Genomic DNA, 20,121 nt, shown 5'->3' with positions numbered 1-20,121 from the left:
CGGTCCGCACCCCCGGGCCGAACCCTCGGGCCGCCGCAAATACAGAGAAAGAGTGGCTATTCGGCGCCGAATAGCCACTCTTTCTCTGTAAGTGCGCGGACCGGGGAGGCGGGAGGGGAGGGGACGGTGGGGGAGGGGAGGGGAGGGGGTTAGAAGGCGCAGGCGATGACGAGTTCGGGGGTGCGGTCGGGGAGCAGGTCGAGCTTGCCGATGTGGCCGGCGGCGCGCAGGTCGTCGGCGATCACGGTGAGCTGGTCCAGCAGCGCCGCCGGGCCCAGCGCCTCGGCCAGCGGCACCTCGGCCTTCATCGACAGCTTCCGCTCCGACTTGGCCCGGCGCACCTGGCTCAGCGCGTCCGAGGCCAACCGCAGCAGCCCCGGGTCGGCGGTGCCGGTGATCGCCCGCCGCACCTCGTACGTGGTGGGCCAGGTGGCCCGGTGCACCGAGCCGTACCGCCACCAGGACCAGACCTCTTCGGTCACGTACGGCAGCACCGGGGCGAAGAGCCGCAACTGCACCGAGAGCGCGGTGGCCAGCGCCGCCCGGGCCGAGTCGGCCCCCGGCCCGGCACCGTAGGCGCGCTCCTTCACCAGCTCGATGTAGTCGTCGCAGAACCGCCAGAAGAACGCCTCCGTGGCCTGCAACGCCGCCGTGTGGTCGTAGGCGTCGAAGGCCGACGTGGCGACCTCGACCACGGTGGCCAGTTCGGCGAGCATCGCGGTGTCCAGCGGCGCGGTCGCCGGCGTGCGCAACGCGTCGGCGGCGCCCAGCCCGAGGGCGAACTTCGACGCGTTGAGCAGCTTCGTGGCGAGCCGCCGGCCCACCTTGATCTGCGCGGCGTCGAAGGCCAGGTCCATCCCCGGCCGGCCGTTGGCCGCCCAGTAGCGCACCGCGTCCGAGCCGTGCTGCTCCAGCAGGGCCATCGGGGTGACCACGTTCCCCTTGGACTTCGACATCTTCTTGCGGTCCGGGTCGAGGATCCAGCCGGACAGGACCGCGTCCCGCCAGGGCAGCACCCCGTGCTCCAGGTGGGCACGGACCACTGTGGAGAAGAGCCAGGTGCGGATGATCTCCTGGCCCTGCGGGCGCAGGTCCATCGGGAAGACCCGGCCGAACAGGTCCGGATCGTACTCCCACCCGCCGACGATCTGCGGGGTCAGCGACGAGGTGGCCCAGGTGTCCAGCACGTCCGGGTCGCCGACGAAGCCACCCGGCACACCCCGCTGCTCCGCGGAGAATCCGGGCGGCGGCTCGCTGGACGGATCGACCGGCAGCATCGACTCGTCGGGTGTGAGAGGGTGGGACCAGTCCGGCTCGCCAGTGTCGTCGAGCCGGTACCACACCGGCACCGGCACGCCGAAGAAGCGCTGCCGGCTGACCAGCCAGTCACCGGTCAGCCCGCCGACCCAGTGGTCGTACCGGTGCTTCATGTGCTCCGGCACCCAGCGCAGCTCGGCGCCCCGGGCCAGCAGTTCCGCCCGCAGCCCGGCGTCGCGGCCACCGTTGCGCAGGTACCACTGCCGGGTCGAGACGATCTCCAACGGCCGGTCGCCACGTTCGTAGAACTTCACCGGGTGGGTGATCGGGCGTGGTTCGCCCACCAGATCGCCCGCGTCGGCCAGCATCGCCACCAGCGTCCGCCGGGCGCCGTTGACCGTCTGCCCGGCCAGCGCCGCGTAGGGCTCCGCCGGCACGCCGGCCGGCGGCTCCGGCAGCAGCCGTCCGTCCCGGCCGATCACCACCCGGGTCGCCAGGTCCAGCTCCCGCCACCAGGTCACGTCGGTGAGGTCACCGAAGGTGCAGACCATCGCGATGCCGGTGCCCTTGGCCGGGTCCGCCAGCGGGTGCGCGCGCACCGGCACCTCGACCCCGAACACGGGGGTACGCACGACCGCGCCCACCAGGTCCGCGTACCGCTCGTCGTCGGGGTGGCAGACCAGCGCCACGCAGGCCGGCAGCAGCTCCGGACGGGTGGTGTCGATCAGCACCTCGCGCCCGCCCGGCCCGGTGAACCGCAGCCGGTGGTACGCCCCCGGCCGCTCCCGGTCCTCCAGCTCGGCCTGGGCCACGGCGGTGGCGAAGCCGACGTCCCACAGGGTCGGCGCCTCCGCCTGGTACGCCTCGCCGCGGGCCAGGTTGCGCAGGAACATCCGCTGCGAGGTGGCCCGGGCCACCCGCCCGATCGTGGTGTACGTCAGCGACCAGTCCACCGACAGTCCGAGCCGCCGCCACAGCGCCTCGAAGACCTGCTCGTCCTCGGCGGTCAGCGTCTCGCACAGCGCGACGAAGTTGCGCCGGGAGATCGAGGTCGGGTTCTTCCGGGCGTCCTCGGTGACCGGGGTGGCCGGCGGCTGCCAGTGCGGGTCGTACGGCAGGGCCGGGTCGCAGCGCACCCCGTGGACGTTCTGCACCCGGCGCTCGGTGGGCAGGCCGTTGTCGTCCCAGCCCATCGGGTAGAACACGGCCTTGCCGCGCATCCGCTGGAAGCGGGCCACCGTGTCGGTGTGCGTGTACGAGAAGACGTGCCCCATGTGCAGCTCGCCCGATACCGTCGGCGGCGGGGTGTCGATCGCGTACACGTCCGGACGCTCCTTCGAGCGGTCGAACGCGTACGTGCCCTCCTCCTGCCAGCGGCGCGCCCAGGTCCCCTCGATGCCGTCCAGGGTGGGACGCTCGGGGACGCCGGCGCGGGCCGTCCTCGCCGTGTCGGTCATCGCTCGATCCTAGGCAGCCGACCGGCCCGCGCCACCGAATTGTCGCGTCGTCGCTACCGCGTCGAGGAGCCGATCGGGCCGATCAGCGGGCCCCGGGTGGCGATCTCGAAGCCCAGCCCGGTACGGGAGTTCACCCGGTCCAGAATGGTGGAGATCGGCGCGTAGTAGTTCTTCTCGTCCGGGTTGGCGCACGCGCCCGAGCCGTCGTCGCCGTAGCTCAGGATGCCCAGCGCCCGGCCGTCGGACTCGGTGAAGAGCGGGCCGCCGCTGTCGCCGGGGCGGGCGCAGATCCGCACGTCGATGCCGCCGCTGGCCTTGCCGGTGACGGTGCCGCAACGGGTGCCCGGCACGTAGCCGAGGCCGGCGCCCGAGTCGACGTACTGCTCGCCCGCCTTGGGGGTGTACGCCGAGCCGGTGGCGCAGACCACCCAGCCGGCCTGCACCGCGCTGTACGGCGTGTGCCCGGTGATCTTCACGTCGCGGCTGCCCTTGGTGGCGCAGGTCGGGTTGTCCGTGACGCACCAGTAGTTGACCAGGCTGGCCCCCTGGGTGCGCTTCGGATACGCCCACCGCTCGAACGCGCCGGTCTGGTACGGCAGCATCGCGTAGTCGGCGGGGAAGGCGTTCTCGGCCAGCACCGGGCTGGTCGACTCGACGCCCACCGGCACCTTCGGGCCGAGGAACTGGTGCCAGGTCTTGTCGACGTGGGTGTGGGTGGCGCTGGCCACGCAGTGCCCGGCGGTCAGCACGTAGTACCGCCCGGAACGGGCCCGCACGTTGAAGCCGGTGGTGCAGCCGCCGACCGTGCCGTTGTCCCGGGGGACGTCCAGCCGGATGCCGCCGCGCATCGGGGCCTCGGCGCAGTAGCGCGGGTCGCAGGCCTTGGGGATGACCGACTCCGGCATCCGGGCGCGCACCCGCACCGGCACCCCGGCCGCGTCCCGGGCCCCGGCCAGCCGGGTGTCGTCCGCGGCGACGACGTCGCCGGTGAGCACCACGACCTCGTTGGCCTGCTCGTCGACCACCACGTCGGTCCCGGCCCGGCCGCCGAGCGCCGTGGCCAGCCGCTCCGCCGCCTCGGTGAGCCGGCGCAGCGGGTGGCGCACCGGCACCACCCGCACGTGCGCGGCGTCCGGCACCCCGCCGACCGCCTGCCGGACCGGCGCCGGGTCGGTGGCGGCGATGGTCAGCACGCCGCCGCCGGCCTGGTCCAGCCACATGCCGGCGTACGTGTCGGGGAACCTCTCCGCCAGCGAGCCGGCCAGTGGCGCGGAGAGTTCCTGGAGCGCGAGGCGGCGGGCCGCCTCGCCGGCCGACACCCGGTAGCGCTCGGCGAGGTATCCCGCCGACGCGGGGGCGGCCTTCGCCACCTCCTTGGCCGGACGGGCGGCGACGGTCACCGGCCGGGTGTCCGGGGCGGGGCGGGGGGTGGTGGCCCGGTCGCGGGCACCGCCCGACGTCGCGCTCGGCGACGCGTCCGCCGGCGCCGCCGCGACTTCCGTCGACCACTCGCCCGTCGCGGCCGTGGCGACCGGCGGTCCTGCCCCGTCCTCCTGAGCCAGCGCGACCGTCGTCGCGCCGACCGTGCCGAGTACCAACGCTGCCGCGACCACCACTCGTCGTCGGATTTGCACGCCGTAACCTCCCCGTGTCGTTTCGGCGATGCCCGACCGTCGGCCGCCACGGCGGCCGGCGCACCGGCCGACGGCCCGACCGATCGACGCCCGGCAGTCTAGCCCGCCACCACGCCCCGCCGGGGGCGCGCGGACGGGGCGGCGCGGCCGGGCGAGCGTTGCCAGGGACTCGCGGAGCAGCTGCTGACGCACCTCGCGGCCGGCCGGCCGTCTGCGCCGACCGGGTGTGGCCGGTGTCCTGGACGGCCGGTGGCCGCCCTAGACCAGCGAGTCGCGCCACTGCCGGTGCAGGGCGGCGTACCGGCCGCCGGCGGTGACGAGCCGGGCCGGCGGGCCGTCCTCCACCACCCGCCCCGCGTCGAGGACCAGCACCCGGTCGGCGGTCTCCACGGTGGAGAGCCGGTGCGCGATGACCAGTGCGGTGCGGTCCCGCAGCACGGTGGCGAGCGCCCGCTGCACCAGCCGCTCGGTCGGCACGTCCAGCGACGACGTGGCCTCGTCGAGGATCAGCACCCGGGGGTCGGCCAGGAACGCGCGGGCGAACGCGACGAGCTGCCGCTGCCCGGCGGAGAGCCGGCCGCCGCGCCGGTGCACCTGCGTGGCGTACCCGTCGGGGAGGGCGGCGATGAAGTCGTGCGCGCCGATCGCCCGCGCGGCGGCCTCCACCGCCGCGTCGTCGGCGGTGGGACGGCCGAACCGGATGTTCTCCGCCACCGTGCCGCTGAACAGGTGGTTCTCCTGGGTCACCAGCACCACGGCGCGGCGCAGCTCGGCGTCGGCCAGGTCCCGCAGGTCGACCCCGTCCAGCTCCACCGTGCCGGCGTCCGGGTCGTGGAAGCGGGCCAGCAGCTTGGCGACGGTGGACTTGCCGGCGCCGGTCGGGCCGATCAGCGCGACCGTCTGCCCGGCCGGCACCCGCAGGTCCAGCGCGGTGAGGATCGGAGCGCCGGCCCGGTAGCCGAAGGAGACCGACCGGAACCGCACCGCCCCGCGTCCCGGGCCGGACGGCAGCGGCACCGGCCGGGCCGGCTCCGGCACCCCGGCCGGTTCGTCCAGCACCCCGGCCAGCTTCTCCAGCGCCGCCGTGGCGGACTGCAACGAGTTGTAGAACTGGCTGAGCTCCTGCATCGGCTCGAAGAACCGCCGTAGATAGAGCAGGAAGGCGGCGAGCACCCCCACCTCGGTGGCCCCGCCGAGGACCCGCCAGCCGCCGTAGCCGAGCACCACCGCCACGGTCACGTTGCCGATCACCTTGATTCCCGGCGAGTACGTCGCGATCAGCCGGAACGCGCGCAGGTTGGCCCGCCGGTACTCGTCGTTGACCGCCCCGAAGATCTGCTGGTTGCGCGGCTCCCGGCGGAACGCCTGCACGGCCCGGATGCCCCGCAACGACTCCACGAAGTGGACGATCACCAGGGCCGCCGCCTCCCGGCTGTGCCGCCACGCGTCGGCCGAGGCGCGGGCGAACCAGCGGGACAGCAGGAACAGGAACGGGAACGCCAGCAGGGTCACCGCGGCCAGCGGCAGGTCCAGCCAGAGCAGCACGGCGGCCACCGACACCACGGTCAGCGCGGCGGTCACCAGGCTGTCGATGCCCCCGTCGACCAGTTCGGCGATGGAGTCGAGGTCGCTGGTGAGCCGGGAGATCACCCGGCCGGAGGTGTACCGCTCGTGGAAGCCGACCGACAGGACGAGGAAGTGGCCGTACACCCGCCGGCGCAGCTCCAGCAGGACGGCCTGGCCGATCCGGGCGGAGAGGGTGAGGAAGCCGCGCCGGGCCGCGTACTCGGCGAGGGCCGCGACGGCGAACGCGCCGGCGACGGCCGCCAGCGGGCCCGCGTCGCCGGCCCGCAGCGGCGCGACGGCCCGGTCGATGCCGAGCATGACGAGGTACGGCCCGGACATCGCGGCGGCGTTCTGCACGAGCAGCAGGGCCACCGCCAGCGCCAGCCGGCCCCGGTGCGGGCGCAGCAGGCTGCGTAGCAGCACCCGGCTGCGCGCCCGCAGCCGGGCCACCGCCTCCGGGCTGGTGTCCTCGGCGCGGCTGCGGTCGGCGTCCGGGTCGGTGGCCCGACCCCGCCAGCGGGTCAGGTCGCCGGCGCCGGCGCGAGGTCGGGGTACCGGGGGCGCCACTACCGCACCAGACCGTGCGCGGCCGTCGGACCGGCGGAGAGCAGCGCCCGGTACGCCGGCACGGTGGCCAGCAGGTCGGAGTGGCGACCGACCGCGGAGATCCGCCCGCCGTCGAGCAGCGCGACCCGGTCGGCCAGCGCCACGGTCGACGGCCGGTGCACCACCAGCAACGCGGTGGTGTCCCGCAGCACCCGCCGTAGCGCCGCCTCCACCAGCGCCTCGGTGTGCACGTCCAGCGCGGAGAGCGGGTCGTCGAGGACGAGCAGCGCCGGCCGGCCGAGCACCGCCCGGGCCAGCGCCAGCCGCTGCCGCTGCCCGCCGGAGAGCGACAGCCCCTGCTCACCGACCCGGGTGGCCAGCCCCCACGGCAGCTCGTGCGCGAAGTCGGCCTGGGCCAGCGCGAGCGCCGCCCGGACCTCGTCCTCACCGGCGTCGGGATGGCCCAGGGTGAGGTTCTCCCAGACCGACATGGAGAACAGCGTCGGCTCCTCGAAGGCCACCCCGACCAGCCCGCGCAGCGAGGCCAGCCGCAGGTCGCGCAGGTCGTGCCCGTCCAGGGTGATCCGGCCGCCGGTCACCTCGTGCAGCCGCGGGACGAGGGAGAGCAGGGTGCTCTTGCCGGCCCCGGTCGCGCCGACCAGGGCCAGCGTCTCGCCCGGCTCGACGGTCAGTTCGATCTCCCGCAGCACCGGCTCCCGGCTGCCCGGGTAGCGGAACGAGACGCCCTCGAAGCGCAGCCGGCCCCGGACCTCGTCCCGGTCGAGCGCGACGGCGTGCGGCGCGTCCACGATGGCCGGCGGGGTGTCCAGCACCTCCTGGATCCGATCGGCGGCGGTGGCCGCCTCCTGCCCGTTGGCGATGATCCAGCCGAGCGACTGCACCGGCCAGATGAGCATGAGCTGGAGGCTGACGAAGGCGACCAGTTCGCCGACGGTGAGCGTGCCCCGGGCGACCAGCGCGGCGCCGCCGACCAGCACCACGCCGAGGGTCAGGTTGGGCACCAGGTCGAACAGCGCCGAGGTGCGGGCGAGCAGCCGGGCCTTGCCGACCCCGGTGTCGTGCAGCGCCCGCGCCCGGGCGGCGAACCGCTCGGCCAGTTCCGGCCCCCGCCCGTACGCCTTCATGGTGCGCAGCCCCTGGGCGGTCTCCTCGACCAGCGTGGCCACGTCGCCCTGCTGGTCCTGCATCCGCCGCGACGCGGCGTGGTAGTGCCGGGCGAACCGCCGGCTGATCAAAAAGAGCGGCACCGCGCTGGCGGCCACCAGCAGGCCCAACGGCGCGTGCAACCGGATCAGCAGCACCACCACGGCCAGGTAGGTGATCAGGTTGAGCACCAGGAAGAGCAGGCCGAAGGAGAGGAACCGGCGGATCACCGACAGGTCGCTGGTGACCCGGGAGAGCAGCTGGCCGGACTGCCACCGGTCGTGGAACCCGGCCGGCAGGCGTTGCAGGTGGGCGTAGACGTCGGCGCGGATCGCCGCCTCCATGCCGACCGAGGAGGAGGACTGCGTCCACCGTCGGATGAAGATCAGCACCGCCTCGGCGAGCCCGAGCAGCAGGGCCAGGCCGCCGAGGCGGAACAGGCCGGCGACGTCGCGGTCGGCGACCGGCCCGTCGACCACCCGCTGCGTCACCAGCGGGACGGCCAGGCTGGCCGCGGTGGCCGCGAGCGCCGCCAGCAGCAGCCAGCAGAACTCCGCCGCGTACGGGCGCAGGTAGGGGCGCAGCCGCCAGAGGTTGCGCAGCGGGCGCGTGTCGCCGTCGACCCGTTCCTCGGGGTCGCCGTCGCGCTGCGCAGGCACTACCCGACGGTAGCGTCAATCGGGAGCGCTGCCGGTGTCAGCTTGCCGTCACTGCGCCCGCTCGTGGGCGAGCAGCCAGGTCTTCACGTCCAGGCCCCAGCGGTAGCCGCCGAGTGTGCCGTCGGTGCGCAGCACCCGGTGACAGGGGACGAAGAGCGCGGCGGCGTTGCGGGCGCAGGCCGCGGCGGCGGCCCGGACCGCGGCGGGCCGTCCGGCCAGCGCGGCGTACGCGGTGTAGGTCACCGGCTCGCCGGGCTTCACGTCGCGCAGCACCTGCCAGGCGTGCGCCATGAACACGCCGCCGGTGTGCTGCCGCACCGGCACGTCGTCGATGGCGGTCAGGTCGCCGTCCAGGTAGGACGTGACGGCCCGGCTGACCGGCCCGAGGTCCGACCGGTGGCGGATCTCGCCGCGCAGGCTCGGGTGCACGAGGGGGAGCAGGGTCACGGGGTCCGGCGTGAAGCCGGCGGCGCGTACCGCCCCGTCGGGGCCGGCCAGGACGCTCAGCGGGCCGGCGGGGGTGTCGATGACGGTGCTGTCGATGCTCATGCTGCTCTCCAGAGTCGGATCACCGCGTACGAGCGCCAGGGGCGCCAGCGGTCGGCGTACGGGTCGAGGGTCTTCGGGTCGTCGGGCAGGCCGAGGGCGGCGCCGCCCCGGCGTACCGCGAGGTCGGTGGGGAGGAAGACGTCCGGGTCGCCGAGCGCGCGCATCGCCACGTAGCCCGCGGTCCACGCTCCGATCCCGGGCACCGCGAGCAGGCGTCGCCCGGTCTCCTGCCGGTCTCCGCCCGGGTCGAGCACGATCTCCCCGTCGGCGACCGCCCGCGCCAGCGCCCGGATGGTCTCCCGCCGCCCCCCGGGCATCCCGAACGCCGCATCCGGCAACCGCACCACCTCCTCGGCCCCCGGGAACCCCCGCAACCCACCCCACCCCTCGCCCTGCCCCTCGCCCCGGCCCTCGCCCCGGCCCTCGGCTCGGTGATCAAGAGGTTTGCGGTTCGGGGAAGCGCTCTCGTCCACCAGAACTTCTTGATCGACGGGGCGGAGGTCGGGGGTGGAGTGGAGGAGGCGGGTGAGGGTGGTGCGGGCGGAGCGGACCGAGACCTGCTGGCCCACGATCGCGCGGACGGCCATCTCGAAGCCGTCGACGGCGCGGGGCAGGCGTACCCCCGGCTCGGCCCGGACCGCCGGGGCGAGCGCGGGGTCGGCGGCCAGGGTGGCGTCCACGGCCTCCGGATCGGCGTCGAGGTCGAGCAGGCGGCGGCAGCGGGCCACCGCCGGGGCCAGGTCCCGCATGTCGGCCAGGCGCAGCGTCGCGGAGACGTGGCCGTCCACCGGGGTGAGCGCCACCTCCGCCGCGCCGTGCGGCAGCCGCAACCCCCGGCGGTACGTCCCGTCGCGCACCTCCTCCACGCCCGGCAGCGCGCGGACGGCGAGGAAGTCCAGCAGGGCGGCGGCGTGCAGCGGCGGCCGGTACGCCAGCCGCAGCGTGATCGTCCCCGCGCCACCGGCCGCCGGACGACGTCCCCGCAGCGTACGCAGCTCGGACGGGGCGGCACCGTACACCTCGCGGACGGTGTCGTTGAACTGCCGCACGCTGCCGAAGCCGGCGGCGAAGGCGATCTCCGCCATCCCGAGTTCGGTCGTCTCGATCAGCGTGCGGGCGGTCTGCGCGCGCTGCGCCCGGGCCAGCGCCAGCGGGCCGGCGCCCAGTTCGGCCCGGAGCATCCGGTGCAGGTGCCGCTCGGTGTAGCCGAGCCGCCCGGCCAGCCCCGGCACGCCGTCCCGGTCGACCACCCCGTCGGCGATCAGCCGCATCGCCCGCCCCACCACGTCGGCCCGGACGTCCCACTGGGGCGAGCCGGGGGCGGCGTCCGGACGACAGCGGCGACAGGCCCGCAGCCCGGCGCCCTGCGCGGCGGCGGCGGACGGGAAGAACCGGACGTTCTGCCGCTTCGGCGTCATCGCCGGGCAGGACGGCCGGCAGTAGATCCCGGTCGAGGTCACGCCGGTGTAGAACCAGCCGTCGAAGCGCTGGTCACGGCTGTCCACGGCCCGGTAGCACCGTTCGAAGTCCAACTCCACGCCACCGATGATGCCCGCAGCTCAGGGTCGGTGGCTCGCGGGAATCGGACCTGGCGGTACGCCACGGCGTTCGGCGCGGCCGTGGCCCACGCCGGACCGTCGCGCCCGCCGTGACGTTCCCGCCCCGTCCGGCGATCGGTCGACCCGCAGGCGCTGGTCGGCCTCGGCCCGGTCGCCGCCTCTCCGTTCGCGCGCCTGCGGAGGCGGATGTCGCAGGTGGGAGCGGGTAACCGTTGCGGCACAACGGTTCCGGGGCCGGAAAGTGTCGGTAGTGGCCGGTACCGTCCCGCCACCAACTTGAGAAAGGGTGCGGGGGCGATGGTGGGCGTGGCCGGGCGGGGTGCCCGCTGATGCGGTCGGGGCGGGCGCGCCTCGACGGCGCGGTGGTGCAGGGCTTCTACGACCGGATGCGGGCGGTCGCGCCGGCGGCGTACGGGGCGATCGAGCGGGACCGGGTCGGTGATCCGGGGCGGCCCTTCGCCGACACGGCGTGCGGGCGGCTCGCCGGTTCGCTCGACCCGGCCGCGCTGCGCGCCCTCGGCATGTGGGCGCACCACTGGTGCATGCGCTTCTACGACGACGACACCCGTCCCGGCCTGCGGCTGGTCCGCGACATCGCCGGCCGGCGCGGGCTGGGCTGGACGGCCGACGAGGTGCGCTGGATGCTCGGCGAGTCGTACGCCGCCGGGCCGGCCGCCGCGCACCGGTTCACCCTGCCGCTGGCGGCCGCCGCCGAGCTGCCCGACGGGGCGCTGCCCGAGGTCGACGCGATCGGCACGGACTGGCGGCTCGCCGGCTGACCAGGAGCCTGACGGCTCGCCGGCTGGGCGGACCCGGGTCGGCGGTTCGCCGGCTGGGCGGACCCGGGTCGGCCCGTGAGTTGGGCCACCACCATCGCGCCGACCGCGAGGGCGAATCCGGCGAGCTGGGTCGTGTCCAGCGCCTGCCCGAGGACGATCCAGCCCAGGGCGGCAGCGGTCAGCGGGCTCAGCGCCCCGAGCACCGAGACCTGGGTCAGCGGCAGCAGCCCCGCGCCCCGGAACCAGAGCGCGTACGCCAGCGCGGCGCCGACCAGCCCGAGCCAGGCGTACCCGGCCAGGGCCGGACCGTCGGGGACGGGCGGCGCCCCCTCGACCGCGACCGCGACCGGTACGACCAGCAGGCCACCGACGGTGAGCTGCCAGCTCGTCACGGCGAGGGTGCCGACGCCGGCCGGGCGTCCCCAGCGGCGGGTGAGGACCAGCCCGGTGGCCATCGCGGCGGTGCCGGTCAGGCCGGCGGCGACGCCGAGCGGGTCGGTGCCGGCGTCCGGCCGCAGCACGACCAGGGCGACGCCGAGCGGGGCGGCGAGCGCGGCGAGCAACGCGCGCCGGTGCGGGCGGTCGTGCAGCACCAGGACGGTCAGCGCGGCGACCAGCAGCGGCTGCGCCGCGCCGAGCACGGCGGCGGTGCCGCCGGGCAGCCGGTACGCGGCGAGGAAGAGCAGCGGGAAGAACGCGCCGACGTTCAGCGCGCCCAGCACGGTGGCCCGCCACCACCAGTCGCCGTGCGGCCGGTGCCGGGTGACGGCGAGCAGCAGCAGCCCGGCGGGGAGCGCCCGCAGCACACCCGACCAGAGCGGGTGCCCGGGCGGCAGCAGCTCGGAGGTGACCAGGTAGGTGGTGCCCCAGGTGACCGGGGCGAGGGCGGTCAGCGCGATGTCGGTGCCACGGCGGCTCATCGGACGCTCGATTCTCTCGTCACTAAGTAGCTTAGTGCTAAGCTAATCACCCGTGAGGGGAATCGGGAAGTGCGAGGTGCGGCACAATCCGGGGGTGACCGAGCGGGACGACGTCGACGTCATCGTCGAGCAGTGGCGGCGCGAGCGGGCCGGCATGCGGCCCGAGCCGATGGCCGTCTTCGGCCGGATCTACCGCCTGGCGCGCATCGTCGGCGACGCGCAGGAGAAGGTGTACGCCGGCTGGGGCATCGGTCGGGGCGAGTTCGACGTGCTGGCCGCGCTGCGCCGCAGCGGCGCGCCGTACACGCTCGCCCCGAAGGAGTTGACCGCCTCGCTGATGCTCACCTCCGGCGGGATGACCGGCCGGCTCGACCGGCTGGAGCGCGCCGGGCTGGTCCGTCGCGCCCCCGACCCGGCCGACCGGCGAGGGCTGCGGGTCACCCTGACCGACGCCGGCCGCCGCGCGGTGGAGGAGGCCGCCGAGGCCGGCCTGGAGGTGCAGCGGCGCATCCTCGACGCGCTGCCCCCGGACGACCGGCGACGCCTGGGCGACCTGCTCCGTACCCTGCTGGCCGCCGCCGAGGCCGGCTGACCCCTCCGGTACGCGTACGCCCGGGTCAGCCGGACGCGGGCCGGCGCCGCGCGGCGTCGAAGACCTGGGCCAGCTCGGCCGCGTCCTCCCCGGCGTGGTGGGTGTGCGGCACGTCGGTCAGGCCCAGCGCGTGCTTGATGTTCCCCTTGCGGGTGGCCACCCACTCGACGCCGGTCCGACCCATCCAGAAGCTGCGCAGATCCACCCCGGAGCCGGTCGCCCCGAACGGGCTGTGACCGGTGAACCGGACGAAGTACCAGTGCACGAACATGCCGTCCCAGACGGCGGGCGCGGCGAGGAAGACCGGGCGGCCGATCCGGCGCAGCCCGTTCACCCACGTCGCGGCGGCGGTCATCGCCTCCGCGGCGGTGGGGGCCTCGCGCAGCAGCCGGTCCCGGTCCAGGCCGGAGACGGCGAGCGCGGCCGGCACGAAGTCGTCCGAGATCGGCTTCAGCTCGGTGTAGAAGGTCAGGTCGGGCCGGCCGGCGACCGCCATGCCGAGCGAGAGCATGCTGTACGGCCCGGGGATCGGCCCGTCCGCCTCGACGTCGACCGCCACGTACAGCTCGGGCAGCCGCTGTCCCGCCTGGTTCGTCACCGGCGCAGGCTAGCAACGCGCCCGGTGTGCCCGGGGTCCCTTTTCCGGGCGTCGGGCGGGGCTGGCTGCCCGGTGCCGGCGGTGGAGCGCGTAAGCTGGCTCGTCGTGAGTCTCACCATCGGCATCGTCGGCCTGCCCAACGTCGGCAAGAGCACCCTGTTCAACGCGCTGACCAAGAACGACGTGCTCGCGGCGAACTACCCGTTCGCCACGATCGAGCCCAACGTCGGCGTCGTCGGGCTGCCGGACGAGCGGCTGGCCAAGCTCGCCGAGATCTTCTCCTCGCAGAAGGTGCTGCCCGCGCCGGTGTCGTTCGTCGACATCGCCGGCCTGGTGCGCGGCGCCTCCAAGGGGCAGGGCCGGGGCAACGCCTTCCTGGCGAACATCCGCGACGCCTCGGCGATCTGCCAGGTGGTGCGCGCCTTCTCCGACCCGAACGTGGTGCACGTCGACGGCAAGGTCTCCCCGGCCGACGACATCGAGACGATCAACACCGAGCTGATCCTGGCCGACCTCCAGACCCTGGAGAAGGCGCTGCCGCGGCTGGAGAAGGAGGCCAAGCTCCGCAAGGACCGGGCCGCTGCGGTCGCCGCCGCCAAGGCTGCCGTCGAGGTGCTCGACGGTGGCACCACCCTGTACGCCGGGGCCGCCGCCGCCAAGATCGAGCTGGAGCACCTGCGCGAGCTGCACCTGCTCACCACCAAGCCGTTCCTCTACGTCTTCAACGTCGACGAGGCCGAGCTGGGCAACGCCGAGTTCCTCGACGAGCTGCGTGCCCTGGTCGCCCCCGCCGAGGCGATCTTCATGGACGCCAAGATCGAGTCCGAGCTGGTGGACCTGCCCGAGGAGGAGGCCCGCGAGCTGCTGGAGTCGATCGGGCAGCACGAGCCCGGCCTGGACCAGCTCGTCCGGGTCGGTTTCCGCACGCTCGGCCTCCAGACGTACCTGACGGCGGGGCCCAAGGAGGCGCGGGCCTGGACCATCCCGGTCGGCGCGACCGCGCCGGAGGCCGCGGGCGTCATCCACAGCGACTTCCAGCGCGGCTTCATCAAGGCCGAGGTGGTCTCCTACGCCGACCTGGTCGAGGCCGGATCGATGGCGGCGGCGAAGGCCGCCGGCAAGGTCCGGATCGAGGGCAAGGAGTACGTCATGCAGGACGGCGACGTGGTGGAGTTCCGCTTCAACGTCTGAGCCCGGCCTGCGGGCAGGGAGCCCTCCGACAAGGGCTACAGCTCCAACGCCATCCGGGCCCACCTGCGCCGGCGCGGCATCGGGCACACGATCCCTGAACGCGCCGACCAGCCCGGAGCCGAGCATGATGTCGATGTGACCACCGTCAACGGCCGCCCGGAGGGCACCGAGACCGTAACCATCCGTAACCGCACTCCGGCGGTGCGACTCGCGGTGGCGATCCCGCTCGCGATCGTCAGCGTCCCGCTCCTGTTGGTCTACGTGTTCAATCTGGTCTGGTGGGCTCCTGCACTCACCGGCCCCGGTCCCAACCCGTGTGATCCCGCCGTCGACGGATGGGGAGCCTGCTGGCGTCCGGAGCAGCGGACGTTCTGGATGGTGGCCGCTGCGGTGGGCCTGCCCGGGGCGTTCTGCCTCACGATGTCGCTGCTCCGGCTCCACCGGGCCCGCCGTTGGTGGCCATGGCCGGTGGCCACGGCGGTGCTCCTCGTGGCCTGCGCGCAGGCGCTGAACCGGATTCCCTGACGCGGGACTTCGGTGATTGCTGTCTGCCCGCCCCTGGCGGCGTGGGGCACATCGGAATACAGGACCCTGTCAGGGGTTCTCCACCCGCCGGGCGATCCGTTCGATGGCGCTGAGGTCCTCGGGGGCGAGCCGGTCGATGAAGTGGTGTCGCACCGACTCCAGGTGGGCCGGCGCGGCACTGGCGAGGGTCTCCAGACCGTGCGCGGTGAGCACGAGGAGGCAGCCTCTGCCGTCGGTCGGGTCGGGTTCGCGCCGCAGCAGGCCGCGCCCTTCCATCCGGGTGGCGTGCCGGGACAGCCGACTGCGTGACCAGCCCATCTTGTCGGCCTGTTCCCCCAGGGTGCTGGTGTGGTCGGGCCGCTCCGACAGCGTGCTGAGGACTTCGTAGTCGGGTTCGGAGAGGCCGAGCGCGGCCAGGTCGCGCGCCGTGCCGGTCCGTACGGCGACCATCACCCGCAGGAACGCCCGCCACGCCCGTTCCTCGGCAGGGTCCAACCACCGCACGTTGCCGTCCGACGATCTCGTTGACATGTAATCAACCTAGCACCTAAGCTTCGTTTCCATGTCAACGAAAAGCATTCGGGTCCTCGTCCTCACGTCCAGCACCCGCCCCGGCGCGCTCGGCCCCGCGGTGGGGCAGTGGTTGGTCGAGGCGATCACGCCTCGTGCCGCGGAGCTCGGCGTCGAGCTCGTGCCGGTGGCCCTCGGCGACCTGGACCTGCCGTTCCTGGACGAGGAGGAACACCCGTCGTCGGGCGTCTACCGGCATGAGCACACCCGTCGGTGGAGCGCGATCGTCGACGCGGCGGACGGGTTCATCGCGGTCACGCCGGAGTACAACTACGGGATGCCGGCGACCCTGAAGAACGCGCTGGACTACCTCAGCCGCGAGTGGGCGTGGAAGCCGATCGGTTTCGTCAGCTACGGCCACACGTCGGCGGGCACCCGGTCGGTCCAGCACGCGAAGCAGGTGGTGACCACGCTGCGCCTGGTGCCGTTGGGCGCCACGGTCGCGATCCGCATCGGTGACGCGACGGAGAACGGTCGGCTGCGGCCCGACGCGGCCCGTGACAGGGCGGCTGTCGGCCTGCTGGACGAGCTGACCCGGCTCGCCCACGCCCTACGGCCGATGCGCGAACCCGTACGAGCCGGCGCCCTGTCCGGACCGTTGCCGGGGTCGTACGCGAGGGAGCTGACCCCCGACGACGCGCCCGAGGTCACCGTGCTGCAGCGGTGCTGCTGGGTGGACGAGGCCGTCGCCAACGACACCCTGGCCGTACCGGCCCTGCACGAGTCGCTGGAGGAGGTCCGTGACTGGCTGGCGACCTGGCGTACCACGGGCATCTGGCGCGACGGCCGGCTGCTGGGCATGGTGCGCACCCGTCGCGTCGACACCGACTGGCACGTGGGTCGGCTCGCCATCGTGCCCGACCTGCGGGGCCATGGGCTGGGCCGGTGGCTGCTGCGCACCGCCGAAGCCGCCGCCCCGGCGGACTGCCGTCGCGTCGTGCTGTACACCGGCGCCAAGAGCCTCCGCAACATCGACCTCTACCGCAGCGAGGGCTACCGGTCGATGCCTGCCAGCGCGGACGGCACCGCCTGCCTCACCAAGGACCTGTCCGTCGGGCAGCCCTGACGCTGCGGGTCGGGTGGCGGCCCGCCCTCGGGGGAGGGCGGGCCGACGGTGGACGTGGGAGCGTCACGTCTGCCGGGGTCATCCGCTCAGCGGAGCACCCCGCCAGCGCCATTGCGCCGGCCGGGGGCGTCCGGGCAGCTCGATCCGGCCGGTGGACCAGCGCAGCGCCGCCCACGGGTCCACGCCGGCCAGTTCCTGCGCCGCCTCGGGGAAGAGCCGGGTGAGTACCCGGGCGCAGACGTCACGTGGCGGGTCGATGGCGAGACCCAGGCCCCGCGCGACGTCGTCGCCGTGCAGCAGCGTCTCCGCGCACCCCATCGCGGCGAAGCCCTCCGGATCGGCGCGACCCGTGGGGTGGTAGGCCCGGACGGTCGGCCCGGACGTGCGTACCGTGGCTGCCAGGATTCGGGCGCCTGCCTCGGCGAACTCCAGCACCTCTGCCGGGGAGGCGTCCTTGTCCGCGTTCGCCATGAAACGCACGTACCGCTCCTGCGGCCGGGCCACGAGTTGGCCCGCGAACGACAACAGGCAATCGCCGATGTGCTCGGCGGTGTGCCAGCAGTCCCACTCCAGACCACCTGCCCGCGCGGCCCAGTCCAGGCCGGTCGCCGGTCGTAGGCGGGCGACGACGTCGGACATCGCTGCGTCGAGATCATCGGCGGTGACCGCCACGGTTCCCTCCAGGTTCGCGAGGCCGGTGCCGTACCGGCCCTGGCTCGGAGCGGTCAGCCTGCCTGACGGGTGTGACGAACCGGGGGGACGACCGATGGGGACGCCGGAGGTCGGCCTTCGTGCCTCACCGGTCGGCCCGTCGGCTCGTACCGGACCGTGCGGAGCCGTCCGGTCGGGTGACGCTGAGGCGTTGCTGCAGGAGCTCCGACTGGGCGACCGTACCGCCGCTGACGTCGAGGCCGCCGCGGGCGGCACGGTAGAAGGCGTCGCGTGCCTCGTTGGCGCGGTGCAGGCGGTCCGACAGCGACTCGTCTCCGTTCGCGACGCCACGGGCGAGATGCTCGATGCTCCAGACCGCGTCCCGCCACGCCTGGGCGGCGCGGACCGTCGAGGCGTCACCCAGCAGGAGAATGTTCTCCCAGGCCAAGGTGTGTCGGACGTCGGCATCGGCCAGCCGTGGCAGTCCCACCGTGGGATCCATCCCCGACCGGTGCGCGTCGCCCGTGTCCGCGGCGAGGATCCGTACCGAGATCGCCTGGATCTCCTTGAGAACGCGGGCGAACTCGGCATAGGCGTCGAGCCGGCGCTCGTCCCACCGGACGCTCAGGCTGCGCTTCCATCTCCTCTTGTCGGCCACCGACGTGGCCAGCACGGTGCCGAGTGCGCCGACCAGGACGCCGAGGAGCGCGGGCAGTTGCGCGATCAGGATCTGCACCTGTCCGAGGCTGCCAGGCGCGGACAACCTCGGCGGTCCGGGGCGGTGGCCGGCTACAGCTCGATCCAGTACCGCCGGACGGGGCCGGGCTCGGAGTCCCGGCTGTCCTCGCGTACGCCGCCGTGGTGCTCGATCGTCCGCGCCGAGGCGACGTTGCCCGCCTCGCAGACGACCAGCACCCGGTCCAGGCCGAGCGTCCGGGCCTCGCCGAGCATCCGGCCCAGCGCCCAGGTGGCCAGGCCCTGTCGGCGGGCGGACGGCCGGATGCCGTAGCCGATGTGGCCGATCCGCAGCAGGACGTCGTCGAGCCCGTGCCGCAACGCGATCCCGCCGAGCACCCGGTCGCCCTCGACGATCCACCGGTACGTGCAGCGCACCCGGCCGGTGTCCAGCGGCCTCGTGGGATCCGACTCGCCGGCCAACCGGGCCACCCAGGCCGCGAACCCGGCCGGCGAGTGCACCTCGTCGGAGGGGCGCAGTCCGAAGCCGTCCTCGTGGCGGCCCGGACCCCACTCGTCGTGTGCCTCGAGCCAGGCGGCGTGCAGTCGGACGGCAGGCGCGATCAGCTCGGGCATCCGGCGACGATAGCGCCCCGCACGCCGCGCCGACCCGCTCGACCGCGATCCGGGGGACCCGGCGGGTGAGCCGGGGACGGTTGACCACGCTGGACACTGGCCCGCATGGTGAGCGACCGACTCCGGGGTAGGTCCGTGCCACCCAGGTGGGGGAGGCTCGTGCGGATACTGGTCGGGTGACCATCGAGTTTCCTTCGCCCACCGTCCCGGCCGCCGGGCGTACCGAGGTGTTCCTGCGCTACCTCGACTACTTCCGGGACACCGTGGTGGCGAAGGTGTCCGCGCTGTCCGAGGACGACGTGCGCCGCAGCATCCTGCCGTCGGGTTGGACTCCGCTGGAGCTGGTCAAGCACCTGCGGTACGTGGAGCTGCGCTGGATCGAGTGGGGTTTCCAGGGGCGTGACGTCGGCGACCCGTGGGGTGACCGGCGCGACGACCGGTGGTACGTCGCGCCGGAGGAGACCCGGACCGACCTGCTGGCCGCGCTCCGCGCGCAGGGCCGGCACACCCGGGCGGTGGTGGAGGACAGCGACCTCGACGCGATCGGCGCGCCCGGTGAGCGCTGGGACGGTGCCGATCCGGCGTCGCTGGAGCGGGTGCTGTTCCACCTCGTGCAGGAGTACGCCCGCCACGTCGGGCACCTGGACATCGTGGCGGAACTGGCAGGCGGCCCGACCGGCGAGTAGGCGGAGATCCTGGTGATCTGCGGATGCCCGGCGGGCGGCGCCGCCTGCTCCGGGCCGACCACGACGGCTCCTGCTCGCGCCGCCTCCCCCGGCGCTGACAGTCGTCGTACCGATTCATCCGCGCCATCAGGCCCGTAGCGTCCGAACCCTGCCTCTGTGCATTCGAGTCGAGGCGACGTGCAGCGGAGACGACCCGGCCGGTGCGCGCGCTCGACGCATTCGCCGACGCCTTCGTACGGTTCCCGAACTGATCGACCTCGGCCGATTAAGTGAGATTTCACTTCCCGATCAGTGGCCCCGGATACGTTCCTGCCGACCCCGAAAGGAGTGCTCATGGCACTGAAGAAGATGCTCACCACGGTCGGCATGTCGGCCGCCGCCGTCGTCACCTCGTTCGCCGTGGCCAGCCCGGCGCTCGCGTACGACACCAGCTGGAAGACCGACGACGGCGACCCCGGTGGCGTCGTCTACTGGACCGCCAACGGCGACGTCGTGAAGATCTGCGACATCGAGGCCGACGGCTGGGCGACCTCCGCCCAGGTCTTCTCCGTGCGGCCGGACGGTCTGCGGGCCTTCGAGTACCAGTTCTACGTCGGCGGCAACGGCAGCTGCGCGGACCGGAAGGCCTCCGAGGGCGCCACCTTCAACCTCCCGGAGGACAGGAAGGTCTTCATCAACCTCTGCCTGATGAAGGACGACTGGGCCAGGCTCGACTACTGCGACAGCGGCACGGTCGCGCAGGGCTGACACGCGCCTCCGGCGTCGCCAGGGAGGTGCCCGCTCGCGGGCGCCTCCCTTTCGCGTACCCACGAATTTTCGATTCCGCGAGTAGGCTCGTGCG

At 74.0% G+C, this 20,121-nt stretch carries 18 protein-coding genes and 1 pseudogene; 7 read left to right on the top strand and 12 right to left on the bottom strand.

Annotated features, from left to right (window positions below; translation table 11 throughout):
- Positions 1 to 149: 149 nt before the first annotated feature.
- From valS to GA0070614_RS11690, 6 genes are all read right to left on the bottom strand, one after another.
- Positions 150 to 2,714 (bottom strand): valine--tRNA ligase, encoded by a 2,565-nt coding sequence (valS, locus tag GA0070614_RS11715; protein WP_088975982.1) that lies wholly within the window; start codon positions 2,712 to 2,714, stop codon positions 150 to 152.
- Positions 2,715 to 2,767: 53 nt separating this feature from the next.
- Complete coding sequence (locus GA0070614_RS11710; protein WP_157744984.1) at positions 2,768 to 4,348, bottom strand: trypsin-like peptidase domain-containing protein; 1,581 nt, start codon at positions 4,346 to 4,348, stop codon at positions 2,768 to 2,770.
- A gap of 258 nt (positions 4,349 to 4,606) precedes the next feature.
- Entirely contained in the window at positions 4,607 to 6,481 is a 1,875-nt protein-coding gene (locus tag GA0070614_RS11705; RefSeq protein ID WP_088975980.1) for an ABC transporter ATP-binding protein, read from the bottom strand.
- The gene (locus GA0070614_RS11700) at positions 6,481 to 8,283 is read right to left on the bottom strand and encodes an ABC transporter ATP-binding protein (RefSeq protein ID WP_088975979.1); all 1,803 of its coding nucleotides are present in this window, start codon (positions 8,281 to 8,283) and stop codon (positions 6,481 to 6,483) included. Before GA0070614_RS11700 ends, GA0070614_RS11705 begins: the two co-directional genes overlap by 1 nt.
- Before the next feature lie 48 nt (positions 8,284 to 8,331).
- The gene (locus tag GA0070614_RS11695) at positions 8,332 to 8,832 is read right to left on the bottom strand and encodes a methylated-DNA--[protein]-cysteine S-methyltransferase (protein WP_088975978.1); all 501 of its coding nucleotides are present in this window, start codon (positions 8,830 to 8,832) and stop codon (positions 8,332 to 8,334) included.
- On the bottom strand, positions 8,829 to 10,370 hold the full coding sequence (locus tag GA0070614_RS11690) for a DNA-3-methyladenine glycosylase 2 family protein (RefSeq protein WP_088975977.1): 1,542 nt from the start codon (positions 10,368 to 10,370) through the stop codon (positions 8,829 to 8,831). Before GA0070614_RS11690 ends, GA0070614_RS11695 begins: the two co-directional genes overlap by 4 nt.
- A gap of 350 nt (positions 10,371 to 10,720) precedes the next feature.
- Between GA0070614_RS11690 and GA0070614_RS31115 the strand changes: the two genes are divergently transcribed.
- Positions 10,721 to 11,170, top strand: coding sequence for a hypothetical protein (locus GA0070614_RS31115; RefSeq protein WP_231933614.1), 450 nt, complete (start codon positions 10,721 to 10,723; stop codon positions 11,168 to 11,170).
- A gap of 98 nt (positions 11,171 to 11,268) precedes the next feature.
- Here GA0070614_RS31115 and GA0070614_RS11685 read toward each other — a convergent pair.
- Positions 11,269 to 12,090 (bottom strand): annotated as a pseudogene (locus tag GA0070614_RS11685) (EamA family transporter); the annotation flags it as partial.
- A gap of 94 nt (positions 12,091 to 12,184) precedes the next feature.
- Between GA0070614_RS11685 and GA0070614_RS11680 the strand changes: the two are divergent.
- The gene (locus tag GA0070614_RS11680; RefSeq protein WP_231933613.1) at positions 12,185 to 12,682 is read left to right on the top strand and encodes a MarR family winged helix-turn-helix transcriptional regulator; all 498 of its coding nucleotides are present in this window, start codon (positions 12,185 to 12,187) and stop codon (positions 12,680 to 12,682) included.
- A gap of 25 nt (positions 12,683 to 12,707) precedes the next feature.
- Here GA0070614_RS11680 and GA0070614_RS11675 read toward each other — a convergent pair whose 3' ends face one another.
- The gene (locus tag GA0070614_RS11675) at positions 12,708 to 13,280 is read right to left on the bottom strand and encodes an exonuclease (RefSeq protein WP_088975975.1); all 573 of its coding nucleotides are present in this window, start codon (positions 13,278 to 13,280) and stop codon (positions 12,708 to 12,710) included.
- A gap of 105 nt (positions 13,281 to 13,385) precedes the next feature.
- Here GA0070614_RS11675 and ychF point away from each other — a divergent pair, with 105 nt between their 5' ends.
- Positions 13,386 to 14,471 carry a redox-regulated ATPase YchF gene (gene ychF, locus GA0070614_RS11670; protein WP_088975974.1) on the top strand — a complete coding sequence of 362 codons (1,086 nt, stop codon included), beginning with the start codon at positions 13,386 to 13,388 and terminating at the stop codon, positions 14,469 to 14,471.
- Between the two features lie 135 nt (positions 14,472 to 14,606).
- Entirely contained in the window at positions 14,607 to 14,996 is a 390-nt protein-coding gene (locus tag GA0070614_RS11665) for a hypothetical protein (RefSeq protein ID WP_088975973.1), read from the top strand.
- Positions 14,997 to 15,065: 69 nt separating this feature from the next.
- Here GA0070614_RS11665 and GA0070614_RS11660 read toward each other — a convergent pair whose 3' ends face one another.
- Complete coding sequence (locus tag GA0070614_RS11660) at positions 15,066 to 15,527, bottom strand: MarR family winged helix-turn-helix transcriptional regulator (RefSeq protein WP_088975972.1); 462 nt, start codon at positions 15,525 to 15,527, stop codon at positions 15,066 to 15,068.
- Between the two features lie 31 nt (positions 15,528 to 15,558).
- On the opposite strand from GA0070614_RS11660, the gene GA0070614_RS11655 reads away from it, so the two are divergent.
- Positions 15,559 to 16,632, top strand: a complete 1,074-nt coding sequence (locus GA0070614_RS11655) for a bifunctional NAD(P)H-dependent oxidoreductase/GNAT family N-acetyltransferase (protein ID WP_088975971.1) — start codon at positions 15,559 to 15,561, stop codon at positions 16,630 to 16,632.
- Between the two features lie 78 nt (positions 16,633 to 16,710).
- Here GA0070614_RS11655 and GA0070614_RS11650 read toward each other — a convergent pair whose 3' ends face one another.
- The 3 genes from GA0070614_RS11650 to GA0070614_RS11640 form a co-directional block, all read right to left on the bottom strand.
- Positions 16,711 to 17,304 (bottom strand): maleylpyruvate isomerase mycothiol-dependent enzyme family protein, encoded by a 594-nt coding sequence (locus GA0070614_RS11650; RefSeq protein WP_088975970.1) that lies wholly within the window; start codon positions 17,302 to 17,304, stop codon positions 16,711 to 16,713.
- Positions 17,305 to 17,428: 124 nt separating this feature from the next.
- The gene (locus tag GA0070614_RS11645) at positions 17,429 to 18,019 is read right to left on the bottom strand and encodes a hypothetical protein (RefSeq protein WP_088975969.1); all 591 of its coding nucleotides are present in this window, start codon (positions 18,017 to 18,019) and stop codon (positions 17,429 to 17,431) included.
- 53 nt (positions 18,020 to 18,072) lie between these two features.
- Positions 18,073 to 18,594, bottom strand: a complete 522-nt coding sequence (locus GA0070614_RS11640) for a GNAT family N-acetyltransferase (protein ID WP_088975968.1) — start codon at positions 18,592 to 18,594, stop codon at positions 18,073 to 18,075.
- Between the two features lie 176 nt (positions 18,595 to 18,770).
- Here GA0070614_RS11640 and GA0070614_RS11635 point away from each other — a divergent pair, with 176 nt between their 5' ends.
- Together GA0070614_RS11635 and GA0070614_RS11630 are read left to right on the top strand one after the other, a co-directional pair.
- A complete protein-coding gene (locus GA0070614_RS11635; RefSeq protein ID WP_088975967.1) occupies positions 18,771 to 19,280 on the top strand; it encodes a DinB family protein in 510 nt (169 codons plus the stop codon).
- A 333-nt stretch (positions 19,281 to 19,613) separates the two neighbouring features.
- Positions 19,614 to 20,027 carry a hypothetical protein gene (locus tag GA0070614_RS11630; RefSeq protein WP_088975966.1) on the top strand — a complete coding sequence of 138 codons (414 nt, stop codon included), beginning with the start codon at positions 19,614 to 19,616 and terminating at the stop codon, positions 20,025 to 20,027.
- The last annotated feature ends 94 nt before the right edge of the window (positions 20,028 to 20,121 follow it).

The organism is Micromonospora coxensis, assembly GCF_900090295.1.
Taxonomy (GTDB): domain Bacteria; phylum Actinomycetota; class Actinomycetes; order Mycobacteriales; family Micromonosporaceae; genus Micromonospora; species Micromonospora coxensis.
Note: the sequence above shows the minus strand (reverse complement) of the source record. Positions and strands in the feature narration are given on the sequence as shown.